This is a genomic window from Lentzea tibetensis (assembly GCF_007845675.1).
Taxonomy (GTDB): domain Bacteria; phylum Actinomycetota; class Actinomycetes; order Mycobacteriales; family Pseudonocardiaceae; genus Lentzea; species Lentzea tibetensis.
On the sequence record NZ_VOBR01000001.1, the window covers coordinates 112,491 to 134,501 of the forward strand.

Genomic DNA, 22,011 nt, shown 5'->3' on the forward strand with positions numbered 1-22,011 from the left:
TCCGCGCCGCCCGGCGCGTCCGATCACCTCGCCCCGGTCAGCGTCCGCACCCGCTGCGCGGGAGGCGTCGCGCCCCGCGGCGAGCGCCGCACCTTGCCCCACGGCTTGAACACCGACAGCAGGTAGGCGATCACCAGCAGGGTCGGCGCGACGACCACCGGGTACAGCAGGTCGCCCGGCACGGCCGCGGCCGGGTCGCCGGCCACCATGCGCTCACCGATGCTCGCCGCGTCACCGATTCCGGGTCGCAGTGCGAAGAAGATGAGCGCGGACATGACCACGTTGATCACGAGCTTCACCGCGACCCAGCGGTACCGCACCAGCCCGTACTTGCTGCCGATCCCCAGCACCACGCCGGACACGAGGCACACGACGCTCGTGCCGAACATCGGCCAGATCGCGAACAGGTCGACCGCCTGGATCGCCGTGCCCGCGGTGCGCGGGTCGTCGGCCACCAGTGACACGACGACCAGGATGCCGAGCGCCAGGTCGATGCCGAACCAGGCGGCCGCGGTGAGGATGTGCACGAGCAGCACGGTCTTGCGGGTGCGGCCGCTGAGCTTGCGCGTCGTGGTCATCGCCGGTCAACTCCTCCTGGTGACGTCTGGTCGTCGACCATGGTCGTCACCGGGCGGAGCGACGGAATCCGTTCACGCGCGGCTGTGCCGTACGCAGGTTTGCGTACGTCAGTCGGCAGGCACCGCCAGCGCCAGGGTCAGCTCCAGCACCCGGCGCGGGTCGTCGAGCGCGGTGCCGAACAGCTCGCGCAGCTGGCTCATGCGGTAACGCACGGTCTGCGCGTGCACGAACAGCTCCGCCGCCACGTCGTCTCGCCTGCCCTGGTGCAGCAGCCACGAGCGCAACGTCTCCTCCAGCCTGCGCCGGGTGGCCGGACGCAGTGAGTCCAGCGGGCTCAGCGCGCGGGCCCGCAGGTCGGCGTGCGCCTCGACGTCCGCGCCGACCACCAGCTCGACCAGTCGTTCCTCGGTGTCCAGCGGGCCGTCGCCACGCATGGCGTGCGCCCGCACGGCACGCGCGAACGACGCCGCCACGCGCGTCCACGGCCGCACGGGTCCCACGACGGCCCGGTACTCGCCCACCACCCGCAACAGGTGGGCGCGGGTCGCGTCCGGCACCAGGAGCACCGCCGTCGGCTCGGCGAGACCGGCCGCGTCCTCGGCCAGCAGCAGCGTGCCCTCCGGCAGCAGGCGCTGGGTCATGTGCGCGTGTCCGGACGGCAGCAGCACCGCGGTGAGCGTGTCCGGTGGCTTCCACGAGGCGCGATCGGCCGCCGCGACCAGCAGCTCGTCGGTGGCGCCCGCGAGCAGGTCGCGGCCGAGCTGTTCCAGGTAGCGCTCGCGGGCCCGGCCGCTGGTCGCCAGCTCGTCGGCGTGGCCTGCCGCGCTCGCCGCGGACAGCTCGTCGATGTAGGCGAACACGAGCTCGGCGAACTTGGCGAGCAGGTCAGCGGGCATCCCCGCCGACACCGCCGTGCTCGACAGCCCGCGCCACGCCACGCGCGCGCCCACCCGGTAGGCCGCCAGCAGCGCGTCCATCGTGCGGCCGTCGCGGGCCTCTCCCCTGCCCAGCTCGTACGCCGCCTCCGCGCCGACGGCCAGCACACCTGTACCGCCGACGACGTCGAGGAACGTGCCCAGTGCGGTCCGCACCGCCCGGCGGATGGTCGTGCCCATCCGGCCCGCCCACGCACCCGCGTAGCTGGGGACCTCCTGGATCACCGCCCGGATCACCTCGTCCGCCGTGGCCGACAGCGACCTGCGCAGCCTGGCGGCCGTCGCCACGTCGATGTCGAACTCGGCTGCTCCCTGAACCGTGCGGCTCTCGGACATTTTTTGTTCCTCACGAACAATCCACGGCGGTGAATTCACGTCCAACGGTCAGGACTTTACGCGCCGGAGCGCACATGCTGGACACATGACGAGCACCTCGCTGAGGAGCCGGGCACTTCGGCTGCTGGAGTCGGTCACCACGCCGCTCCTGCCGTCGGACTACCTGGACCTGGTCGACCCGCTGCGTGCGGGCGCCGACCTGCGCGGCCGCATCGAGGCGATCCGCTCCGAGACCCGTGACGCGGCCACCGTCGTGATCCGGCCGGGACGCGGCTGGCGCGGGCACGTGCCCGGCCAGTACGTCCGGATCGGCATCGACGTGGCCGGTGTCCGCCAGTGGCGGGCCTACTCCGTGACCTCCGCGCGTCCCGACGGCCGCATCACGATCACCGTGAAGGCCATCCCGGACGGCAAGGTCAGCAACCACATCGTGCGCCACGCGAAGGTCGGCACGATCATCCAGCTCGACCAGGCGAGCGGCGAGTTCGTGATCCCCGCGAAGCGCCCGGCCAAGACCCTGTTCCTGACCGCGGGCAGCGGCATCACCCCGGTGATGGGCATGCTGCGCGGCCACCAGCTGGACGACGTCGTCCTGCTGCACTCCGCCCCGACCGCCGACGACGTGATCTTCGGTGCCGAGCTCAGGGGCCTGAGGGACCGGATCCGGCTGATCGAGCTGCACACCGACACCGACGGCATGCTCGACGTGAGCAGGATCGACGAGCACGTGCCCGACTGGGCCGAGCGCGAGACGTGGGCGTGCGGGCCGCAGGGCCTGCTCAACGCCGTCGAGGAGCACTGGGACCAGCGCGGCATCGCGAACCGGCTGCACACCGAGCGGTTCCGGCCCTCCGTGCTGGTGACCGGTGAGGGCGGCCCCGTGACTTTCAGCCGCACCGGCAAGACGATCGAGGCAGACGGCTCGACGCCGCTGCTCGACGTCGGCGAGCAGAACGGCGTGCTGATGCCGTCCGGCTGCCGGATGGGCATCTGCTTCGGCTGCGTCTCCCCGCTGCGCGAGGGCGCGGTGCGCGACCTGCGCACCGGCGAGATCACCACCGCCGCGCCCGGCGACGGCGTCATCATCCAGACCTGCGTGTCCGCGGCCGCGAGCGCCTGCGACATCGACCGCTAGGAAGCGAGACCATGACCACCACCGCCCCCGCTCCGCGCAAGATCACGTCCGCCCCCAGGACCACCCCGAGGAAGACCAGCGCCGGTGACCCGACCGCGCACCTGACCGCCGAGCAGATCGAAGAGCTCGGCCGCGAACTGGACACGCTGCGCGACGAGGTGATGGCGAGCAGGGGCGAGCGCGACGCCGCCTACATCCGCAAGGTCATCTCGACCCAGCGCAAGCTCGAACTGGGCAGCCGCGCGATCCTGCTGTTCTCCCTGTTCCCGCCTGCCTGGCTCGTCGGCACCGCCGGCCTGTCCATCGCCAAGATCCTCGAGAACATGGAGATCGGGCACAACGTCATGCACGGCCAGTGGGACTGGATGCGTGACCCGAAGATCCACTCGACGACCTGGGAGTGGGACCACGCCTCGCCCGCGGAGCAGTGGAAGCACGCGCACAACGAGCTGCACCACACGTACACCAACGTGATCGGCAAGGACAACGACCTCGGCTACGGCATCATGCGCGTCGACGAGGACCAGAAGTGGATCCCGCTGTACCTCGGGCAGCCGCTGTGGAACTTCGTCAACGCCTGCTTCTTCGAGTACGGCATCGCCGCGTACGACCTGGAGCTGGGCAAGAACCTCTCCAAGCGCAGGCGCAACCGCCCCGAGTTCCGCGCGCGGGCCAGCCAGGTGCTGAAGAAGATCCGCGGCCAGATGCTCAAGGACTACGTGGTGCACCCGCTGCTGTCCGGGCCGTCCGCGCTGACGACGCTCACCGCGAACTTCACCGCCAACATCGTCCGCAACCTGTGGACGCACTCGGTGATCATGTGCGGTCACTTCCCCGAGGGCGTGGAGACGTTCGAGCGCCGGTCCATCGAGGGCGAGACGCGCGGCGAGTGGTACCTGCGCCAGATGCTCGGGTCCGCGAACATCAGCGGCAGCAAGGCGATGCACCTGATGACCGGCAACCTGTCGCACCAGATCGAGCACCACCTGTTCCCCGACCTGCCCAGCAACCGGTACGCGGAGGTCGCGCCGAAGGTGCGCGAGCTGTTCGACCGCTACGGCCTGCGCTACGTCACCGGCTCGCTGCCCCAGCAGGTCGGCTCGGCGTGGAAGAAGGTCTTCAAGCTCTCGCTGCCCAACGGTTTCTTCGACAAGGTGACGAACCCGGTCAGCCTGTTCAAGATGGTCACCGGTCAGGATTCGGCAGAGCAGCCGAAGCGCGCCGCTTAGCCCCACACCTCGCGCACGGCGTCGACCACGGTTGCCGCCTGCGCGAACCCGGCCTCGGCCGAAGGCTTGCGCCGGGCCGGGTCGAGCACGTTGGCCCCGATCGCCGCCTGCGCCGCGGTGTCGGGGCTGACCACGATCGACCGCACGTCGGCCCCGAGCCGGGCGGCCTGCACGTCGGGCCGTGCCGCGTGCCCGAACGCCCTGACGATGGGCGCGACCACGACGACCTGCGAGTACCCGGCGGCGAGGTCGACGTTGGCGGGCGACCGCATGCCGCCGTCCATGTACCGGTCGCCGTTGATGCTGACCGGCGGCCACACCAGCGGCACCGCGCAGCTGGCGGCGACCGCGTCCACGAAAGGCGCGCCGCTGTCCCGGTCGAACGCCTTGAAGGCTCCGTCGGAGGTGTTGACGGCCGTCACTTTCAGCTCGCGCTCGGGCCATCCGCCCTGCGCCAGCCGGCCTTCGAACACCTTGCGCCGCTCGGCCTCGTCAACCGTCTTCGCGCGCACCGCGGCCGCACCGAGCCGGGCGCGCTTCTGCTGCGCGGTGCCGGGCAACGCGTACGCCACCATGTACCGCAGGATCGTGCCGTAGCCGAGCCGCGCGGCGATCTCACCGGTCGGCGGCCGCAACTGGCCCTCGTACTGCGTCGCCAGCGACACGCCGCCGGCGAGTTGAGCGGCCACCACAGAACCCGCTGACGTGCCGACGAACAGGTCCGCCTCCGCGAGATCGACCCCCGCCTCAGCCAGCCCGTGCAAAAGCCCGGTCTCCCAAGCGATCCCGGTCACTCCACCGCCACCCAGCACCAATGCGCGCATCGGCGAATCGTAACGACCGCTCGGGTTGCGCGGATTTCGGTACCGCGCGGAACGCTGGACGGCACCACCGCGCTCGGCTACTACCTCGACGGGCGCAACGACGAGGGCACGATCTGGGGCGAGCGCGCGTTCTCCGCGCCGCGCAACACGACCGTCACGGTGTCCGCGTCGTTCTGGCTGCACAACACGCACCTCGGGCAGGTCAGCCAGTGGATGGTCGCGGGGTGTGCCGACACCAGGAACCCCGAGACCGAGCGGGACATGGTGCCGCCCATCGACCGCACCAACGCGAAACCCGGCTGGATCGAGTACAGCTTCACCAAGAACGTGCGGACCGACGCCACCGGCACGGTCTGGATCGCCGCGGGCGTCCGCGCCACCTGGGAGGGCAGGCGGACCTACCACTTCGACCTGGTGGAGACGTCGATCATCGCGCGGTGACCTCGGGGCGGTGCGGCCACGGGATCAGTGCGCGCCGCACCGCGAGTGGCGCGCCGAGCTCGGCGCTGATCACCGCCAGCGACACGTCCTGGCGCGTCAACGCCCGCGCGGCCACGGTGCACAGCCCCAGCGGCAGGCCCCCGCACCGCGCCACGATCGTCTTCACCGCGCCGGGTTCGCCCGCGACGCGCCACTCCCCGAGGTGCCCGGCCAGCAGCTGGCGGGCGTCGTCGGGGCGCAGCGGCTGCAGTCCGATGCTGTGCGCGCCGTACATGATCACCAACGCGGACAAGGGTGTGCGGCTGGTGACGATCACGGTGTTCGTCGCGCTGCCCGGCAACAGCGACAGCACCTGGTCGCGGTCGGCCGCGTGGTCGAGCACGACGAGCATCCGCCTGCCCGCCACCAGACTGCGGTACAACGCGGCGCGAGCGGCCAGGTCCGACGGCATGGACCGCGGCGGAACGCCCAGCGCGTCCAGGAAACCGTGCAGCGCCGTGAAGGGGTTGTCCGCACGGAGGTCCGTGTACAGCTGCCCGTCCGGGAACAGGTCGGCCCGCGACTGCGCCCACCACAGCGCGAGCGCGGTCTTGCCGATGCCGCACGGGCCGTGGAGCACGGCGATCACCTGACGCCGCACCGCCAAGTGCTCGTCCAACGCGGAGAGCTCGTCAGATCTGCCGACGAAGAGCCGTGGTGGCAGTGGCAGCTGACGCGGCACCGGGCGGTGCACCACCGCCGTGGACCGCATGGACAGGACGGGATCCGCGGCCAGCATCCGCCGGTGCAGCACCCGAAGCGCCTCACCCGGATCGGCGCCGAGCTCGTCGGCGAGGCGCACGCGGATGGCGTCGAACCGGTGCAGTGCCACGTCCTGACGGCCGCTGCGGTACGCGGCGAGCATGAACTGGTGCGCCAGCCGTTCGTCCAGCGGATGCGCGTCGGTCATCGAGCACACCAGTGGCAGCAACTCGTGGTGCCTGCCGGTGCGCAGCCACACGTCGTTGCGGTCCAGTTCGAGCGCGAGTCGCTGGCGCCGCAGGTCCGCGCGCACCGCGTCGAACCACGGTGACTCGAGCCCGGCCAGCGGCTCGCCCTGCCACAACCCCAGCGCGACGTCGAACAGCACGTGGTCTGAGTCGGAACGCGCGCGTGCGGCCAGCCGCGCGAACCGGTGCGCGTCAACGCACATCGGGTCCGTGGCGAGGCAGTAGCCCGACGCGCCCGTCACCACCCGTGCGTCGTCGGTGACGTCCAGCGCGCGACGCAGGTGGTGGACGTAGCCGTACAACGTGGTGCGGGCGCGCAACGGCGCCGTCGACCAGATCCGGTCGACCAGCCTGCACACCGGCACCGGGCGGTTCGCTTCGACGAGCAGCACCGCCAGCACGCTGCGCTGCCTGCGGTGACCGATGTCCAGCGGCACCCCGTCGACCCGACAGGACACGTCCCCGAGCAGCTTGAACTCGACCCCCACAGTCTCCCCCTGCCGTCAGGCGTCGCACGTCAATCGTGCCACTTCGTGCGCCCGCGAGCATCGGCCGAACGCCGTCCGGTGCTTGGTAAAACGGCTCTGACCAGCCAGTCCAAGACATGTCCAATCGCCAGCCAACACCGCTGGGGCACCGTCGTCCTCGCGTCCCCGCCGGACGCGAAGACGAGAGGGGAAAGCGATGAGACGAGTGCTGCTCGTGCTCGCGGGAATCGCGGTGCTGCTGTTCGGGTCCGCCGCGGTGGCGAGCGCGGAACCCATCGAACGCTCGACCGCCGAGGTGGCTCCGATGGCGGCGCCTCCTGGCTGCAACGCCACGAACGTCTGCTTCTGGGTCAACAACAACTTCAACGACGGGCCCGGCAGGCTCGCGGGCACCAACCCCGACTTCCGCAGGTTCGCCCACCGCACCTGCGGCGGCGGCACCTGGAACGACTGCGTGTCGTCGGTCTACAACAACGGCACCCGCTGCTGGGCGTACCTGTGGGACGGCTTCAGCTACACGCTCGGCGCACGGGGCAACATCGGGCTGAACCGGGGAGTCGGCATCACGAACCTCGGCGCGTGGGGCTTCGACAACGCGGCCAGCTCCAACTCGTGGGCGAACTGCACCTGATTCCACCGCCCCGCCGGCTCCGTGCCGGCGGGGCACCCCAGGAGGAGGTTGTCGTGTCACGTCGCCTGATGCTGCTCGGTGTGCTGCTACTGGCCGGATGCGGTGCCCAGGACAACACCGACTTCGACCTGCTGACGCAGACCGGTTCGTACGACCGCGTGAACCAGGTGCTGTCGTCGGCCGAGCACCGGCTGGTCGCCGAGTGCATGACCGGGCGCGGGTTGCGCTACCTGCCGCAGACCCAGGCGCCGCCGACACCGGACGCGTCGCTCGCTGGCAGGCGTGCGCACGGGTACGGGCTCGGCGAACCGTCGACCGCCCTGCCGGACAACGACGCGTACGTGCAGACGCTCCCGGACGCCGAACAGCTCGCCTACCAGCGGGCGTTGCAGGGCACGGACGAAGAGCGGCGCGCGATCCGGCTCAGCAACGGCGGCACCGTGTCGTTCGCAGGCGGTGGTTGCCAGGCCGAGGCGCAGCGCGAGCTGTACGGCGACGTCATCGAGTGGGCGCGGATCACCTACGTGCCGCAGGCGCTGCACCTGAAGATGGCCGACCAGGTGAAAGCCGATGCCGGCTACCGGAAGGCCGTCGACGACTGGGCGAAGTGCATGGCGGGCCGGGGTTTCCGGCATGCGTCACCGGAAGCCGCGCAGGACGAGCTCAAGAACCTCTACGCGACGCAGGGACCTTCGCCGCAGCTGCGCGAGAAGGAGATCGCGACAGCCGTCGCCGACGGTGAGTGCGCCGAACAGCTCCGCATCCCCGAACTGGTGCAGGACATCAAGAAGCGGCTCGTCGACGAGCTGCCCGAGATCGACCGGCAGGACCTCCACCGGGTCGCCAGGGCGTGGACGACCGCGGCGGCCAACGCGGAGAAGATCTAGCTCAAGCCGTGTGTCGCCGTCGCACCGCCGTCCACCGCGAACTCCCCACCCGTGCAGTAGGAACTCTCGTCACTGGCGAGGAACAGCACGACGTTCGCGACGTCCTCGGGCTGCCCGATCCGGCGCAGCGCCACCTTGCGGCCGATCGGCGCCAGGTCGACCTGGATGCCGAGCGCGTCGCTGACCATCGGGGTGTCGATCGCGCCGGGGTGCACGGAGTTGACCCGGATGCCGAACTCCCCCAGCTCCATCGCGGCGACCTTCGTCATCCCGCGAATGGCGAACTTGCTGGCGGTGTAGGCGACCAGGTACTGCATCCCGGCCAGACCCTCCACAGAGGACACGTTGACGATCGAGCCGCCACCGGCGCGCGTCATCGACCCGATCACCGCGCGCATGCCGAGGAACGTGCCGACCTGGTTGATCCCGGTCACCCGCGTGTAGTCGGCGAGCGTGGTGTCCGCGATGGCCGAGAAGTGCAGCACACCCGCGTTGTTCACCAGCACTGTGATCTCACCGAACGAGTCGATGGTCTCCTGCACGACGCGCGCCCAGTCGTCCTCCGACGACACGTCGAGGTGGCTGTAGAGCGCGCCGAGCGACTCGGCGAGCTCCTTGCCCGCCACGTCTTGCACATCGGTGATCATCACCGAGGCGCCCTCGCGGACGAACCGGCGGGCCGCGGCCGCGCCCTGTCCGCGCGCGGCCCCGGTGATGATCGCGACCTTTCCGTCCAGCCTCATCGGATCACATCAGCTCGTCGCCGAGCGGCATCATCACGGTCTTGAGCTCCGTGTACGCCTCGTACGCGCTCTGGCCGCCCTCCCTGCCGAGCCCGGACTGCTTGAACCCGCCGAACGGCAGGTGCGGTTCGAGCTGGTACCCGTTGACGCCCACGGTTCCGACGCGCAACGCCCTGGTCAGCCGGAACGCCCGGCGGACGTCGGAGGTGTAGATGCCGGCGCCGAGGCCGTACTCGGTGTCGTTGGCGATCCGGACGGCCTCGTCCTCGTCGTCGAACGGCACGACGGTCAGCACCGGGCCGAAGATCTCCTCGCGTGCCACGGTCATGTCGTTGCGCACGTCGGCGAAGATCGTGGGTGACACGAAGTTGCCGGCCGCGAGGTCGCCTTCGAGCCGCTTGCCGCCCGTGACCAGGCGCGCGCCTTCCTCCTGGCCCTTGTCGATGTAGCCGAGCACGCGCTCGAGCTGCCGCTCGTTGATCAGCGGGCAGGCGAGCACGGCGGGGTCGAACGGGTCGCCGTACGTGATCGCACCGGCGAGCATCTGGGCGGTGGCGACGAACTCGTCGTGCACCTCGCGTTGCACCAGCGCCCTGGTCTGCGCGACGCACGCCTGGCCGGACAGCCCCATGGTGACCATGCCCATGCACGTCATGGCGGCCAGTCCGACGTTCGGCGCGTCGGCGAACACCAGCGCGGGGCTCTTCCCGCCCAGCTCGAGCGAGACGCGTTTCATGGTGCCCGCGGAGGCTTCGATGATGCGCCTGCCGACCGCGCGGCTGCCGGTGAAGCTGACCTTGTCCACCAGCGGGTGGTTGATCAACGCCGAGCCGGTGGGCTCGCCGGGCCCGGTGACGAGGTTGACCACACCGTCCGGCACACCGGCCTCGACCAGCAGCTCGACCATGCGGATGACGCAGAACGACGCGTACTCCGACGGCTTGACGACGACCGTGCAGCCTGCCGCCAGCGCGGGTGCGAGCTTCTGCGCGAACAGCACGAACGGCGCGTTCCACGGCAGGACGGCCGCGACCACGCCGACCGGTTCGCGGAACGTCATCGCGAGGTGGTCGCCGCCCTGGTACGGCGGCAGCGTCTGGCCGCCGACCTTGTCGATCCAGCCGGAGTGGTGGTCGAAGATGTCCGCGGCGATGTCCACCGAGGTCGCGTAGACCTGGCTGAACGACAGCGGTACGCCGTTGTCCAGCGCCTGCAGGCCGCGCAGCTCGGCCGCGTTCTCCCGCAACAGGTCCGCGTACCTCCGCAGCACCTTGATGCGGTAGCCGGCCCGGCTGCGCGCCCACGTGCCCTCGTCGAACGCCTTGCGCGCGGCGCGGACCGCGTCGTCCACGTCCCGCTCGGACGCGACCGCGAACTGGCCGACGACCTCACCGGTCGCGGGATGGTGGTGCGTCCAGCTCTCCTCCGCCGGCCGGAACTGTCCGCCGACGAGCAGCTGGCCGTCCTTCAACCCCAGCGTCTCGCGGTGCGGTTGCACGGTGAGCGTCACAGCTCCTCCTACAGGCCAAGAGTTTCGGTACAGGAGAACGTCCGTTGTGGATCGCGATCGGCGAAGTGATCCGTCACCTCGCTGATCGCGTCGAACCGCCGTTCCACGGTCGGCGGCGCCATGAGCGCGACCATGCCACCGTGCACGACGAAGACCTGACCGTTGATCCGGTCGGCCGCCGGTGCCGCGAGCTGCGCGACGAACTTCGCCACGTGCTCCGGCGCCAGCGGGTCGTCGCCGTCCGGCGCGTCGCCGAAGACCTGTGCCGTCATCGCGGTGCGGGCGCGCGGGCAGATCGCATTGGCGCGCACGCCGTAGCGGCTCATGCCGCGCGCGGTCGCGACGGTCAGCGCGGCGATCCCGGCCTTGGCCGCCGCGTAGTTCGCCTGGCCCTCGGAGCCGAGCAGGAACGCCTCGGACGCCGTGTTGATCACCCGTCCGTACACCGGTCCGCCCGACGACTTCGACTGCTGCCGCCAGTGCGCGGCCGCGTTGCGCGACAGCAGGAAGTGGCCGCGCAGGTGCACCCGGACGACCAGGTCCCAGTCCTCGTCGGACATGTTGAACAACATCCGGTCGCGCAGCACGCCCGCGTTGTTGACCACGACGTGCAGCCCGCCGAAGTGCTCGACGGCCGCCGAGAGCAGGGCGTCCGCGGTGGCGCGTTCGCCGACGTCGCCCTCGACGACGACGGCCTTGCCGCCCAGCGCCTCGATCTCCTCCACGACCGCCGACGCCGCGCCCGGCAGGTCGTTCAGCACCAGGTGCGCGCCCGACCGGGCCAGCTCCAGCGCCTCCGCGCGACCCAGCCCGGCGCCCGCACCGGTGACGATCGCAACCTTCCCCGCAAGGTCCACTGTGGAGTTCTCCTAGTCGAAGATGATGACCTGGCGGATCAGGGACCCACCGCTGCGCAACGCCTGCAAGCCCTCGTTGACGTCGTCGAGGCGGATCCGCTTGCTGATCATGCTCTCCAGGTCGAGCCTGCCCTCGCGCCACAGCGACAGCAGGCGCGGCACGTCCCGCCTGACGTTCGACGTGCCGTAGAACGACCCGTGCAGGGTCTTGTCGTGCAGGAACAGCTCCTGCGCGCTGAACTGGACCATCGCGTCGCCCCGCCCCGCGCCGACGACGACCACGTGGCCGCCGCGTCGCGTGAGGTCCCACGCCGACCGGATGGTCGACGGGTGGCCGACGACGTCGAACGCGTAGTCGAAGCCGAGGCCGCCGTTGAGCTGGTTGTTCAGCTCGGCGATGCCCTCGGGCGTGCAGGCGTGCGTGGCACCGAACTTCTTGGCCACCTCGTGCTTCTCGACGATCGGGTCGACGGCGACGATCCGCGCCGCCGCGGCGAGCCGCGCGCCCTGGATCACCGAGACGCCAACGCCTCCGCAGCCGATCACCGCGACCGTGGAACCCGGCTCGACCTTCGCGGTGTTGAGCACCGCGCCGACCCCGGTCAGCACACCGCAGGCGACCAGCGCCGCGATCTCGAACGGCACGTCCTTGTCGATCTTGATGGCGCCGTCGGCGGGTATGACCAGCTCCTCGGCGAACGCACCGAGCCCGGCGTAGCCGAACGCGGGCGCACCGCCGACCAGGAACCGGGGCGAGACGAACGACGCCATCGTGTGCACGATGCACAGGTGCGTCTGCCCGTTCGCGCAGTTCGTGCAGTTGCCGCACGGCGGAACGAACGTGATGACCACGTGGTCGCCCGGCGCGAGCGTGGTCACGGCACTGCCGACCTCCAAGACCTCACCGGCACCCTCGTGCCCGACCACTCCGGGTGCGAGCGCGGGCAGTGTTCCGTCCATTGCGGACAGATCGCTGTGGCAGACCCCGCACGCCTTGATCTTGACGCGGACCTCGCCCGGTCCCGGCGCGGTCGTCGTCACGTCGTCGCGGAACTCGAGCTTGTCGTCGCCGACCTGGTTCAGCACGGCAGCTTTCACCGGTATCACTCCTCGTCGAGCTCACGGCTGTTACTCAGAGGCACACTAGAATCTGTTCTTATTCGCCACAAGGCCCATCAGCATGAGCTAGTCCGTCACGCGCAGCGCGCGCCTCGGGCACGTGGTGACTGCGAGCTCGCCGCGCTCGACCTCGTCACCCGCCAACTCTCCATCTCGCACCAGCAGCACTTCTTCCTCGTCGAGATCGAACACCTCGGGCAGGATCCCGACGCAGAGCCCGTTCGCCTCGCACAGCGCGTGGTCGACGCTCACCCTCACCGCAGCCTCCTGACAGCTTGTAGAACTTGTTCTAGAGTACTGCTCATGCACATCGGATTCACGCCCGAACAGGAGCGGTTGCGCCGCGAGCTGCGGGCGTACTTCGCCGCGCTGATGACACCGGATCGACGGGCCGCGCTCGCCTCCGGAGCGGGTGACTACGGCGACACCGAGGTGTACAAGGACACCGTCCGCCAGATGGGCAGCGACGGCTGGCTCACCCTCGGCTGGCCGGAGGAGTACGGCGGGCGCGCCCGTCCGATGATCGAGCAGCTGATCTTCGTGGACGAGGCGGCCGTCGCGGGCGCGCCGGTGCCGTTCCTGACGCTGCACTCGGTCGGGCCGACCATCATGGCGTTCGGCACCGACGAGCAGAAGGCCTTCTACCTGCCGAAGATCGCGGGTGGCGAGATCCACTTCGCGATCGGCTACTCCGAGCCGGAGGCCGGCACGGACCTCGCGGCGCTGCGCACGCGTGCCGTCCGCGACGGCGACGAGTACCTGATCAACGGCCAGAAGATGTGGACGAGCCTCGTCCAGTACGCCGACTACGTGTGGCTGGCCTGCCGGACCGACCAGGAGGCCAAGAAGCACAAGGGTCTGAGCATGATCATCGTGCCGACCTCCTCCCCCGGTTTCTCCTGGACGCCGGTGCGCACGATGGCGGGCCCGTCCACGAGCGCGACCTACTACGAAGACGTGCGCGTCCCGGTGGCGAACCTGGTCGGCGAGGAGAACAAGGGCTGGCAGCTGATCACCAACCAGCTCAACCACGAACGCGTCGCGCTGTGCTCGGCCGCGCCGCTGCAGAACGCGCTGCACGAGGTGCGCGAGTGGGCGCAGTCGACGAAGCTGCCCGGCAGCGGCGAACGGGTGATCGACCAGGAGTGGGTGCGGCTGCACCTGGCTCGCGTGCACGCGAAGACCGAGTTCCTGAAGCTGATCAACTGGAAGATCGCCGCCGACGCGGGCCACGCGCCGAGCCCGGCGGAGGCGTCGGCGACGAAGGTGTTCGGCACCGAGTTCGCGACCGAGGCGTACCGGCTGCTGATGGAGGTGCTGGGCGCCAACGGGATCGTGCGCTCCGGTTCGCCCGGCGCGCTGCTGCACGGCCGGGTCGAGCGGATGCACCGCTCGTCGCTGATCCTCACGTTCGGCGGCGGCACCAACGAGATCCAGCGGGACATCATCGCGCGGGTGGGCCTCGGCCTGCCCGCCGCGCCGCGCTAACCGGGAGACGACATGGACTTCGCACTCACCGAGGCGCAGCTCGAACTGGCCGCGTTGACTCGCAAGATCGTCGCGGACCAGCTCACCCCCGCACTTCGCGAATCGGGCGCACCCGAGCTCTGGCCGGCACTCGCGAAGGCGGGCGTGCTGTCCGCCGTGCTGCCCGAGGACGCGGGCGGCAGCGGCTTCGGCCTGCTGGAGCAGTGCGCGGTGCTGGTCGAACTGGGCCGCGCGGTGGCACCGGTGCCGTACCTGCCGTCGATCGTGGCGGTGTCCGCGCTGGCGACGTTCGGCACCGCGGACCAGCGCTCGAAGTGGCTGGACCGCGCGGCTTCCGGTGAGATCGTGCTCAGCGTGGCGCTCGCCGAAGACCTGGGCGACCCCACCACGTCGGCCGAACGCGTGGACGGCGGCTGGGTGCTCACCGGGGCCAAGACGACCGTGCCCGCCGCTGCTGCCTCATCGCTGTTCCTGGTCTCCGCGGCCACCGCCGACGGTCCGGCGGTGTTCCTCGTCGAACCGCACGAGGTCACGATCACCCAGCAACAACTCGTGGACGCCTCCGACGACGCGGCGTCGCTGGAGCTGTCCGGCCTGCGGCTGCCCGACGACCGCCTGCTCCCCGGCCCGGACGTCGCCGACTGGCTCAACACCAGGTACACCGTCGGCCTGTGCGCGTCGCAGCTCGGCGTCACCGAACGCGCACTCGAGCTGACCGCCGAGTACGCGCGCACCCGCGTGCAGTTCGACCGGCCGATCGGCAGCTTCCAGGCGGTGGCACAACGGCTCGCTGACGCGTTCGTCGACGTGGCCGCGATCCGGCTGACGCTGTGGCAGGCCGCGTGGCGGCTCGCGTCGGACCTGCCGGCCGAGACCGAGGTGGCGACGGCGAAGTTCTGGGCGGCCGACGCCGGGCACCGGGTGGCGCACACCGCCGTGCACGTGCACGGCGGCATGGGCATCGACGTGAGCCACGAGCTGCACCGCTACTTCACGGCGGCCAAGCGCAACGAGTTCTCGCTCGGCGGAGCCACCACCCAACTGCTCCGCATCGGCGCGTCACTGGCCGCCAACCCGGCCTGAGCTCAGCCGACGGAGTAGACCAGGCAGAACTCCGGACTCTTCCTGCGCAGCGCGGCGCAGATTCCATCGAGCCCGGCCGACTGCATGGGGCCGAGCCACACGTAGTACGCGCCCTCCGGGTAGAAGTTGCCCTTGACCGCGGGGCAGATCTGGTCGTACGTGCTGTAGTGCACCTGGTACCGGCCGGCGATGTCCGGCGCAACCCGTGCGATGTACTCGTTCTGGTACGCCACCAGGTACTTGGCGTACTTCGCGCCCTCGGGACCGAACACCACTTCCAGGCTGACGATGGACGTCTCGGCGTCGCACGGCATCTTCACCGGCGCCCCGCCCTCGGCCGCCACGAGGTCCGGTGTGCTCGGTTCTGGGCTCGACGTCGTGGGAACCCCCGCTGCCGCCATCGGTCGCCCCGCCTCACGCGGCGCACTGCTGAAGAGGAGACCGAGAACCACCCCGATCACGAGGGCCGCGACCAGCGAGTCCATGATCCGGCCGACCCGGAACGGCTTGCGCTGCCCGCGGAGCGCGAAGAACCGCTCGACGTAGCGGGGAATCTCGCGCAGCTTGCCGTCCTGCACGACGTGCAGTTCCTTGCGCTCCTCATCAACACCGGGATCGTCCGCGCTGACGACGAACATCACCCGGAAGCTGCGGCGCAGCAAACGCTGGTCCGGCACGGTCACGACAGCGGTCACCCGCGTGGACTCCTCCGTCCCCACTTCGAAGTCGTCGATCTCGCGTGAGGTGCGCGTGGTGAGGAAGTTGGTGATGTCACCCGGCCGGTTGTCCCGCAACCACTCGCCATCGGGCAGGTAGACCCGGCCGGTCAACCGGACGTTCCCCTCGTTCTTGATCCACAGGGTCGCCTCGTGCTCCCCACCCGAGGCGACCATCAACCGCTCCGCCTGCACGCTCATCGCGGGTTCAGCCGGGATGACGACCGTCCGGACCTTGCTGCCCCACCGGCCACTGCCGTCCCCGCCGGCATCGACGGCCTGCACCTGCAGCCGGCACCGATCGGCCTCGGGAGACGTGCCCGTGCGCTGCAACGTCACCTTGGTCTTGACGGTGTCGCCCGGACCCACCCGCATCTCCGGCGTGTCGAGCCGCACATCCGGATAGCCGACCGCCTTCAGGAACAGGTGGCGCTCGACATCGCCGCGATTCTCGACCGTCACGGACAAGACGCAGGTCAGGCCGGTGAAATCGACCTCTTTCTTGTGGTGCACCACGGAGATCGCCACGCGGTCGTCGGTCGACGCGCCGAAGTACACGCTCTGCACGGTGTGCGCCTGGACCACGTTCTCCGCCGCACCGGAGAACTCGTTCGTCGTGCCCGCGTCTTCAGAAGTCACCGCGCATCTCCGAGCCTCGTCCACCCGACCCACAGGGGGTGTCGTTCGACCGGGCGAGTCCGTTTCGCGCACAGGCGTTTCCCGCACGTCAGCGCAACTTGTCGAGCCTTTCGACGGCCTCGTCGAACTCGCGCAGCAACGTCGCCATGACGTCGGCGACCGGTCGCACCTCGTTCATCCGTCCCACGATCTGCCCGACCGGCATGGACACCACGGCCGGGTCGCCGGACCTGGCTATGCGCTGGTGCGCCTCGCTGACCAGCAGGTTCTGCAACGGCATCGGCAGCGGGTCCGGTGCGTCGTCCGACGACCACGCCTCGGTCCACCTGGTCTTCAGCAGCCGCGCGGGCTTGCCGGTGTAGATCCGGGTGCGCACGGTGTCACTCGACCCGGCGGCGAGCAGCGCCTGCTGGGTGGCGTCGTTCTGGGTGTACTCGGCGGTGGTCAGCCAGTAGGAGCCCATCCACACGCCGGACGCGCCGAGTGCGAGCGCCGCGGCCATCTGCCTGCCCGACCCGATCCCGCCGGCCGCGAGCACCGGCACGTCGACCGCGTCCACGATCTCCGGCACGAGCACCATCGTGGCGATCTCACCGGTGTGCCCACCTGCCTCGTAGCCCTGCGCCACCACGAGGTCCACGCCGTTGGCGACGTGCCTGCGCGCGTGCTCGGCCTTGCCCGCCAGTGCGGCCACCGGCACGCCGTGGTCGTGCACGCGCTTGATCACGTCGTCCGGTGGCGAGCCCAGCGCGTTCGCGATCAGCCGGATCGGGTGCTCCAGCGCCACGTCCACGTGCGAGCGCGCGACCGAGTGCAGCCAGCCGAGCACGCCCTCCCCCGACTCGCCGTCGGGCAGCGGCGGCACGCCGAGCTTCAGCAACGTGCGCTGCACGAAGTCCTTGTGCCCCTCGGGGATCAGCTTGTCCAGGTCGAACGACGTGCCCTCGGCGGGCACCTTGGCGGGCATGACGATGTCGACGCCGTACGGCTTGCCGTCGGTGTTCTCATCCATCCACGTCAATGCGCGGTCCAGGTCGGCGGCGTCGTTGTAGCGGACGCAGCCGAGCACGCCCATCCCGCCGGCGCGGCTGATGGCCGCGGCCACGTGCTCGGACGGCGTGAAACCCAGTACCGGGTGCTCGATGCCCAGCTCGTCACACAGGCTGGTCCGCACGCGCCTGCTCCTCGACGTAGCGCTTGGCCCACTGGTAGTCCGGCTTGCCGCTGGGCAACCGGCCGATCTCGTCGACGAGCCACAGGCTGCGCGGCACCTTGTAGCCCGCGATCACGTCGCGCACGTGGGTGTCCAGTTCGGACAGCTGCGGCGTGGTGCCCGGCCGCGGCTGCACCAGTGCGCCCACCCGTTGCCCGAGCAGGTCGTCCGGGATGCCGATGACGAGCGCGTCGAACACGTCCGGATGGGACTTGAGCGCCGCCTCGACCTCCTCGGGGAACACCTTCTCGCCACCGGTGTTGACGCACGTGTTCCCGCGCCCCAGCAACGTGATCGTGCCGTCCTCCTCGAACCGCGCGTAGTCGCCGGGCACGGTGTACCGCTTGCCGTCGATCTCGAGGAACATCCGCGCGGTCTTCTCCGGGTCCTTGTAGTAGCCGAGCGGGATGTTGCCGCCGCGCGCGAGCCTGCCGACGACGCCGGGCTCGGGCTGGAGCGGCCGTCCGTCGTCGTCGATGACGATGGTGTCGTCGTTGAGCTTCACCCTGGTGCCGTCGGTCTTCACGATCTCCTTCGGCACCGCGCCGATGCCCGTGGACCCGGTCTCCGACGACCCGATCGACTCCAGCAGCGTCACGTGCGGCAGGTGGGTGTGGTACTGCTCCTTGACGGTGTGCGAGAACAACGCCGCGCTGCTGTTGATGATGAACAGCGAGGACGCGTCGTACTCGCCGCGCTGGAACTCCTCGATCAGCGGCCGTCCCATGGCGTCGCCGACGATCACGCCGACCTGGACCTTCTCCCGCTCGATCGCCCGCCAGATGTCGGCCGGGTCGAACTTCGGGACGAGCACGATGGTGCTGCCGCTGAACAACGCGCCGAGCACGGCCCACTGCGCGGCGCCGTGGATCAGCGGCGGCATGCACAGCCGGACCATCCCGTAGTCCTTGCCCGCCTTGGCCTGCTGCCACTCGTCGGTGAGGTGCTCACCGGTGACGAAGTCGATGCCGCCGCCGAGCGTGCGCCACACGTCCTCGTGCCGCCACATCACGCCCTTCGGCATGCCGGTGGTGCCGCCCGTGTAGAGGATGTAGAGGTCGTCCGCGCTGCGCGGCCCGAAGTCCCGCTCCGGCGACGCCTCCGCGAGGGCCGTCTCGTAGGCGACGCCCGCGAACTCGGTGTCCGACTCGTCGTCGATGACGACGACGTGCCGGAGGTTCGGCGCCGTCGGCAGCACCTCGGCCACCAGATCGGCGTACCGGCGCTCGTGCACGAGCGCGACGATGTCCGACTCCGTGAACAGATACTGCAACTCGTTCTTGGTGTAGCGGTAGTTCACGTTGATGGCCACCGCGCGCAGCTTGTAGACCGCGAGCATGGCTTCGACGAGCTCGATCGAGTTGCGCGCGTAAAGCCCCACGTGCGAACCCTCGCCGACGCCCAGCATTCCCAGGTGGTGAGCCAAACGGTTGGCCCGCTCGTCGAGCTGGGCGTAGGTGGACCTGCGGTCGCCGCACACCAGGGCGACGCGGTCGGGGACGGTGTCGACGGCGTGTTCGACGAGGTCTGCGACGTTGAGGGCCATGTCGGTCAAACTAGAACGTGTTACTGTTGCCGACAATCCCCCATGCGGTCAGACTCGATCCAGGAGGCCATCTCAATGACCACCACGACTGAGCCACCCAAGAAGGAAGAGGCAGATTGCCTGGTGGACCTGGTCGGGCACGTTCTGGTCGTCACGATGAACAGGCCGCAGGCGCGCAACGCGTTGTCCGGCGAGATGATGGCGATCATGCGGGAGGCGTGGGACCGCGTCGACAACGACCCGGAGGTCCGGGTCTGCGTCCTCACCGGAGCGGGCGGCGCGTTCTGCGCGGGCGCCGACCTCAAGGCGATGACGAGCAGCCACCCCAGCGAGAACTTCCGCGACATGGACCTGTCCGTGATCGAGCCGCTGCTCAAGGGGCGCAGGCTCACCAAGCCGCTGATCGCCGCCGTGGAAGGTCCGGCCATCGCGGGTGGCACGGAAATCCTTCAGGCGACCGACATCCGCGTCGCCGGTGAGAGCGCGCGGTTCGGTGTGTCCGAGGCGCGCTGGGGCCTGTTCCCGCTCGGCGGCTCGGCCGTGCGGCTGCCCAGGCAGATCCCGTACACCGTGGCCGCGGACCTCCTGCTGACCGGCCGCCACATCACCGCGCCCGAGGCGTTGCGGATCGGGCTCATCGGTCACGTCGTGCCCGACGGGCAGGCGCTGGCCAAGGCGATGGAGCTCGCCGCGCTGATCGAGGCGAACGGACCCCTTGCGGTGCAAGCGATCCTGCGCACGATGCGGGAGACCGAGGCGGTGCACGAGAACGACGCGTTCGCGCTCGAGACGCAACTCGGCATGGAGGTCTTCCGCAGCGAAGACGCGAAGGAGGGCCCTCGCGCCTTCGCCGAGAAGCGCAAGCCGCGGTTCCGCGGCAGGTGATCAGCCGCCGGCGATGTCGTTCGCGGCCACGTACCCGAACGTCATCGCCGGTCCGATCGTGGATCCGGCGCCCGCGTAGCTGTTGCCCATGACCGCGGCGCTCGCGTTGCCCGCCGCGTACAGGCCGGGGATGACCGAACCGTCCGGACGCAGCACGCGGGCCCGTGCGTCCGTGACCATGCCGCCCTTGGTGCCGAGGTCACCGGGCACGATCTTGAACGCGTAGTACGGCGGCAGCCACAACGCCGCCAGGCTGGAGTTCGGGAACACCAGCGGGTCGGTGTAGTAGTGGTCGTACGCGCTGTCGCCGCGCTTGAAGTCGGGGTCGCGCCCGGCGAGCGCCTGGCCGTTGAACCGCTGCACGGTCGCGCGCAGCTCGGCAGGCGGCACGCCGATGTCCGCGGCCAGTCCCTCGATGCTCCAGTTCTTCTTGACCGCACCGGAGCGGTACCAGTCGTCGGGCAGCGGCAGCGCGGGCGCGATGTCCTTGAACAGGTAGCGGTTGCGGTAGTTCTGGTCCACGACCAGCCACGCCGGGATGCACGGCGACGACGGGTTCTTGTCGTACATGGTGTGCACGACGTCGCTGTACGGCGCGGCCTCGTTGACGAACCGCCGCCCGCCCGCGTTGATCATCAGGCCACCGGGCAGGGTGCGCTCGGCGAGGCAGAAGTACGGGTCGCCTGGCACCGGGATCGCCGGGCCCCACCACGAGTCGTCCATCAGGTCGAACGCCGCGCCGACGCGCTGGCCCGCGCGGTGGCCGTCGCCGGTGTTCTCCTTGGCGCCCACGGTCCACTCGGTGCCGATGGGCTGGCGCTGGAACTGGGCGCGCATGCTCGCGTTGTGCTCGAAGCCGCCGGAGCCGACGATCACGCCGCGCCGGGCGCGAACCAGGCCGCGCGACGTGAGGACACCCTTGACCGCGCCGCCTTCGACGTGCAGGTCGACCAGCGGGGTGTTGAGCCAGACCGGCACGTTCGCGGCCATCAGCCCGGCACGCAGTCCGCCGGCGAGCGCCTGTCCCATGGTGAGCGGTTTCTGACCCAGCACAGCGGCTTTCGTGCCACGCGCAACGGCCGCGGCCGCAACCGCGGCACCCTTGGGGTTCACCAGGGCCAGCGCGAGCCACTTGTAGTCGGCGCCGAACACGACCATGCCCGGTGGCGTCGCGAGGTACGGCGGGTTCAGGCGCGCCAGCTCGGGGCCGAGTACGTTGCCGTCGAGCTGGTCCGGTTCGATCGACCTGCCGTTCGGCATGCCGCCCGGCAGCTCGGGGTAGTAGTCGCTGTAGCCCTCCATCCAGCGGAACCGCAGCGGGCTGTTCCGGACGACGAACGAGATCATCGCCGGGCCGTTGGTGAGGTACGCCTGCTGCCGCACGGCGGGCGAGCGGCCACCGACGACGGCCGAGAGGTACGGCACGGCCTTCTGCGGACTGTCCTGCACACCCGCCGCGAGCAGAACCTCGTTGCCCGGCACCCAGATCGCCGCGCCCGACCGGGCCGCCGAACCGCCGTACGTGGGCGCCTTCTCGACGACCACGCAGCTCAGTCCGCGCTTCGCCGCGGTGAGCGCGGCCGTCATGCCCGCCGCGCCCGCGCCGACCACGACGACGTCGTACTCCCCCAGCACCGGCGCGTCGGCCGATGCGGGCACGCGCGACGTCAACCCCGCCGCGATCGTGAACCCGGCTCCGGCCAGCACCTGACGACGGTTGAGGGTCATGGCTCATCGC

General features: G+C 70.2%; 21 protein-coding genes. 8 read left to right on the forward strand and 13 right to left on the reverse strand.

Annotated elements, in window-relative coordinates; translation table 11 throughout:
* Positions 1-23: 23 nt before the first annotated feature.
* Positions 24-578, reverse strand: coding sequence for a hypothetical protein (locus FKR81_RS00470; protein WP_146348863.1), 555 nt, complete (start codon positions 576-578; stop codon positions 24-26).
* Between the two features lie 108 nt (positions 579-686).
* A complete protein-coding gene (locus FKR81_RS00475) occupies positions 687-1,850 on the reverse strand; it encodes a PucR family transcriptional regulator (RefSeq protein WP_146348864.1) in 1,164 nt (387 codons plus the stop codon).
* A gap of 85 nt (positions 1,851-1,935) precedes the next feature.
* On the opposite strand from FKR81_RS00475, the gene FKR81_RS00480 reads away from it, so the two are divergent.
* Positions 1,936-2,985 carry a ferredoxin reductase gene (locus FKR81_RS00480; protein WP_146348865.1) on the forward strand — a complete coding sequence of 350 codons (1,050 nt, stop codon included), beginning with the start codon at positions 1,936-1,938 and terminating at the stop codon, positions 2,983-2,985.
* 11 nt (positions 2,986-2,996) lie between these two features.
* The gene (locus tag FKR81_RS00485) at positions 2,997-4,214 is read left to right on the forward strand and encodes a fatty acid desaturase family protein (RefSeq protein WP_146348866.1); all 1,218 of its coding nucleotides are present in this window, start codon (positions 2,997-2,999) and stop codon (positions 4,212-4,214) included.
* On the opposite strand, the gene FKR81_RS00490 is transcribed toward FKR81_RS00485, so the two are convergent.
* The gene (locus FKR81_RS00490) at positions 4,211-5,038 is read right to left on the reverse strand and encodes a patatin-like phospholipase family protein (protein WP_146348867.1); all 828 of its coding nucleotides are present in this window, start codon (positions 5,036-5,038) and stop codon (positions 4,211-4,213) included. The genes FKR81_RS00485 and FKR81_RS00490 overlap by 4 nt on opposite strands.
* A 159-nt stretch (positions 5,039-5,197) precedes the next feature.
* Here FKR81_RS00490 and FKR81_RS00495 point away from each other — a divergent pair, with 159 nt between their 5' ends.
* The gene (locus FKR81_RS00495) at positions 5,198-5,479 is read left to right on the forward strand and encodes a hypothetical protein (RefSeq protein WP_146348868.1); all 282 of its coding nucleotides are present in this window, start codon (positions 5,198-5,200) and stop codon (positions 5,477-5,479) included.
* Here the strand turns inward: FKR81_RS00495 and FKR81_RS00500 are convergent.
* Positions 5,466-6,956 carry an AfsR/SARP family transcriptional regulator gene (locus tag FKR81_RS00500; protein WP_146348869.1) on the reverse strand — a complete coding sequence of 497 codons (1,491 nt, stop codon included), beginning with the start codon at positions 6,954-6,956 and terminating at the stop codon, positions 5,466-5,468. The two genes, FKR81_RS00495 and FKR81_RS00500, sit on opposite strands and share 14 nt — an antisense overlap.
* 196 nt (positions 6,957-7,152) lie before the next feature.
* On the opposite strand from FKR81_RS00500, the gene FKR81_RS00505 reads away from it, so the two are divergent.
* Together FKR81_RS00505 and FKR81_RS00510 are read left to right on the forward strand one after the other, a co-directional pair.
* Positions 7,153-7,587, forward strand: coding sequence for a peptidase inhibitor family I36 protein (locus tag FKR81_RS00505; protein WP_146348870.1), 435 nt, complete (start codon positions 7,153-7,155; stop codon positions 7,585-7,587).
* A 53-nt stretch (positions 7,588-7,640) separates the two neighbouring features.
* Positions 7,641-8,474, forward strand: a complete 834-nt coding sequence (locus FKR81_RS00510) for a hypothetical protein (protein WP_146348871.1) — start codon at positions 7,641-7,643, stop codon at positions 8,472-8,474.
* Here the strand turns inward: FKR81_RS00510 and FKR81_RS00515 are convergent.
* The 5 genes from FKR81_RS00515 to FKR81_RS00535 form a co-directional block, all read right to left on the reverse strand.
* A complete protein-coding gene (locus FKR81_RS00515) occupies positions 8,471-9,217 on the reverse strand; it encodes a glucose 1-dehydrogenase (RefSeq protein ID WP_146348872.1) in 747 nt (248 codons plus the stop codon). The two genes, FKR81_RS00510 and FKR81_RS00515, sit on opposite strands and share 4 nt — an antisense overlap.
* Before the next feature lie 4 nt (positions 9,218-9,221).
* Positions 9,222-10,727, reverse strand: a complete 1,506-nt coding sequence (locus FKR81_RS00520; RefSeq protein WP_146348873.1) for an aldehyde dehydrogenase family protein — start codon at positions 10,725-10,727, stop codon at positions 9,222-9,224.
* Positions 10,728-10,735: 8 nt separating this feature from the next.
* Positions 10,736-11,584 carry a 3-oxoacyl-ACP reductase gene (locus FKR81_RS00525; RefSeq protein WP_146348874.1) on the reverse strand — a complete coding sequence of 283 codons (849 nt, stop codon included), beginning with the start codon at positions 11,582-11,584 and terminating at the stop codon, positions 10,736-10,738.
* Positions 11,585-11,596: 12 nt separating this feature from the next.
* Positions 11,597-12,682, reverse strand: coding sequence for a Zn-dependent alcohol dehydrogenase (locus tag FKR81_RS00530; protein WP_146348875.1), 1,086 nt, complete (start codon positions 12,680-12,682; stop codon positions 11,597-11,599).
* Between the two features lie 87 nt (positions 12,683-12,769).
* The gene (locus tag FKR81_RS00535; protein ID WP_146348876.1) at positions 12,770-12,961 is read right to left on the reverse strand and encodes a ferredoxin; all 192 of its coding nucleotides are present in this window, start codon (positions 12,959-12,961) and stop codon (positions 12,770-12,772) included.
* A 45-nt stretch (positions 12,962-13,006) separates the two neighbouring features.
* On the opposite strand from FKR81_RS00535, the gene FKR81_RS00540 reads away from it, so the two are divergent.
* Together FKR81_RS00540 and FKR81_RS00545 are read left to right on the forward strand one after the other, a co-directional pair.
* The gene (locus tag FKR81_RS00540) at positions 13,007-14,191 is read left to right on the forward strand and encodes an acyl-CoA dehydrogenase family protein (RefSeq protein ID WP_146348877.1); all 1,185 of its coding nucleotides are present in this window, start codon (positions 13,007-13,009) and stop codon (positions 14,189-14,191) included.
* A gap of 12 nt (positions 14,192-14,203) precedes the next feature.
* Positions 14,204-15,274: an acyl-CoA dehydrogenase family protein gene (locus FKR81_RS00545; RefSeq protein WP_146348878.1), complete on the forward strand. Its 1,071-nt coding sequence runs from the start codon at positions 14,204-14,206 to the stop codon at positions 15,272-15,274.
* Positions 15,275-15,276: 2 nt separating this feature from the next.
* Here the strand turns inward: FKR81_RS00545 and FKR81_RS00550 are convergent, their stop codons facing one another.
* From FKR81_RS00550 to FKR81_RS00560, 3 genes are all read right to left on the reverse strand, one after another.
* Complete coding sequence (locus tag FKR81_RS00550) at positions 15,277-16,629, reverse strand: COG1470 family protein (protein ID WP_146348879.1); 1,353 nt, start codon at positions 16,627-16,629, stop codon at positions 15,277-15,279.
* Between the two features lie 88 nt (positions 16,630-16,717).
* Entirely contained in the window at positions 16,718-17,803 is a 1,086-nt protein-coding gene (locus tag FKR81_RS00555) for an NAD(P)H-dependent flavin oxidoreductase (RefSeq protein ID WP_146348880.1), read from the reverse strand.
* The gene (locus FKR81_RS00560; RefSeq protein WP_146348881.1) at positions 17,784-19,388 is read right to left on the reverse strand and encodes an acyl-CoA synthetase; all 1,605 of its coding nucleotides are present in this window, start codon (positions 19,386-19,388) and stop codon (positions 17,784-17,786) included. Before FKR81_RS00560 ends, FKR81_RS00555 begins: the two co-directional genes overlap by 20 nt.
* A 75-nt stretch (positions 19,389-19,463) precedes the next feature.
* Between FKR81_RS00560 and FKR81_RS00565 the strand changes: the two genes are divergently transcribed.
* The gene (locus FKR81_RS00565) at positions 19,464-20,273 is read left to right on the forward strand and encodes a crotonase/enoyl-CoA hydratase family protein (RefSeq protein WP_146348882.1); all 810 of its coding nucleotides are present in this window, start codon (positions 19,464-19,466) and stop codon (positions 20,271-20,273) included.
* Here FKR81_RS00565 and kstD read toward each other — a convergent pair whose 3' ends face one another.
* The gene (kstD, locus tag FKR81_RS00570; protein ID WP_146348883.1) at positions 20,274-22,001 is read right to left on the reverse strand and encodes a 3-oxosteroid 1-dehydrogenase; all 1,728 of its coding nucleotides are present in this window, start codon (positions 21,999-22,001) and stop codon (positions 20,274-20,276) included. It lies immediately after the preceding gene.
* Positions 22,002-22,011 lie beyond the last annotated feature (10 nt).

Bases quoted from the DNA above. Each gene is read 5' to 3' on its own strand.
- FKR81_RS00515 (WP_146348872.1), bottom strand. From the start codon at position 9,217: ATGAGGCTGGACGGAAAGGTCGCGATCATCACCGGGGCCGCGCGCGGA.
- FKR81_RS00485 (WP_146348866.1), top strand. From the start codon at position 2,997: ATGACCACCACCGCCCCCGCTCCGCGCAAGATCACGTCCGCCCCCAGG.
- FKR81_RS00475 (WP_146348864.1), bottom strand. From the start codon at position 1,850: ATGTCCGAGAGCCGCACGGTTCAGGGAGCAGCCGAGTTCGACATCGAC.
- FKR81_RS00560 (WP_146348881.1), bottom strand. From the start codon at position 19,388: ATGGCCCTCAACGTCGCAGACCTCGTCGAACACGCCGTCGACACCGTC.
- FKR81_RS00545 (WP_146348878.1), top strand. From the start codon at position 14,204: ATGGACTTCGCACTCACCGAGGCGCAGCTCGAACTGGCCGCGTTGACT.
- FKR81_RS00540 (WP_146348877.1), top strand. From the start codon at position 13,007: ATGCACATCGGATTCACGCCCGAACAGGAGCGGTTGCGCCGCGAGCTG.
- kstD (WP_146348883.1), bottom strand. From the start codon at position 22,001: ATGACCCTCAACCGTCGTCAGGTGCTGGCCGGAGCCGGGTTCACGATC.
- FKR81_RS00490 (WP_146348867.1), bottom strand. From the start codon at position 5,038: ATGCGCGCATTGGTGCTGGGTGGCGGTGGAGTGACCGGGATCGCTTGG.
- FKR81_RS00480 (WP_146348865.1), top strand. From the start codon at position 1,936: ATGACGAGCACCTCGCTGAGGAGCCGGGCACTTCGGCTGCTGGAGTCG.
- FKR81_RS00470 (WP_146348863.1), bottom strand. From the start codon at position 578: ATGACCACGACGCGCAAGCTCAGCGGCCGCACCCGCAAGACCGTGCTG.
- FKR81_RS00565 (WP_146348882.1), top strand. From the start codon at position 19,464: ATGACCACCACGACTGAGCCACCCAAGAAGGAAGAGGCAGATTGCCTG.
- FKR81_RS00505 (WP_146348870.1), top strand. From the start codon at position 7,153: ATGAGACGAGTGCTGCTCGTGCTCGCGGGAATCGCGGTGCTGCTGTTC.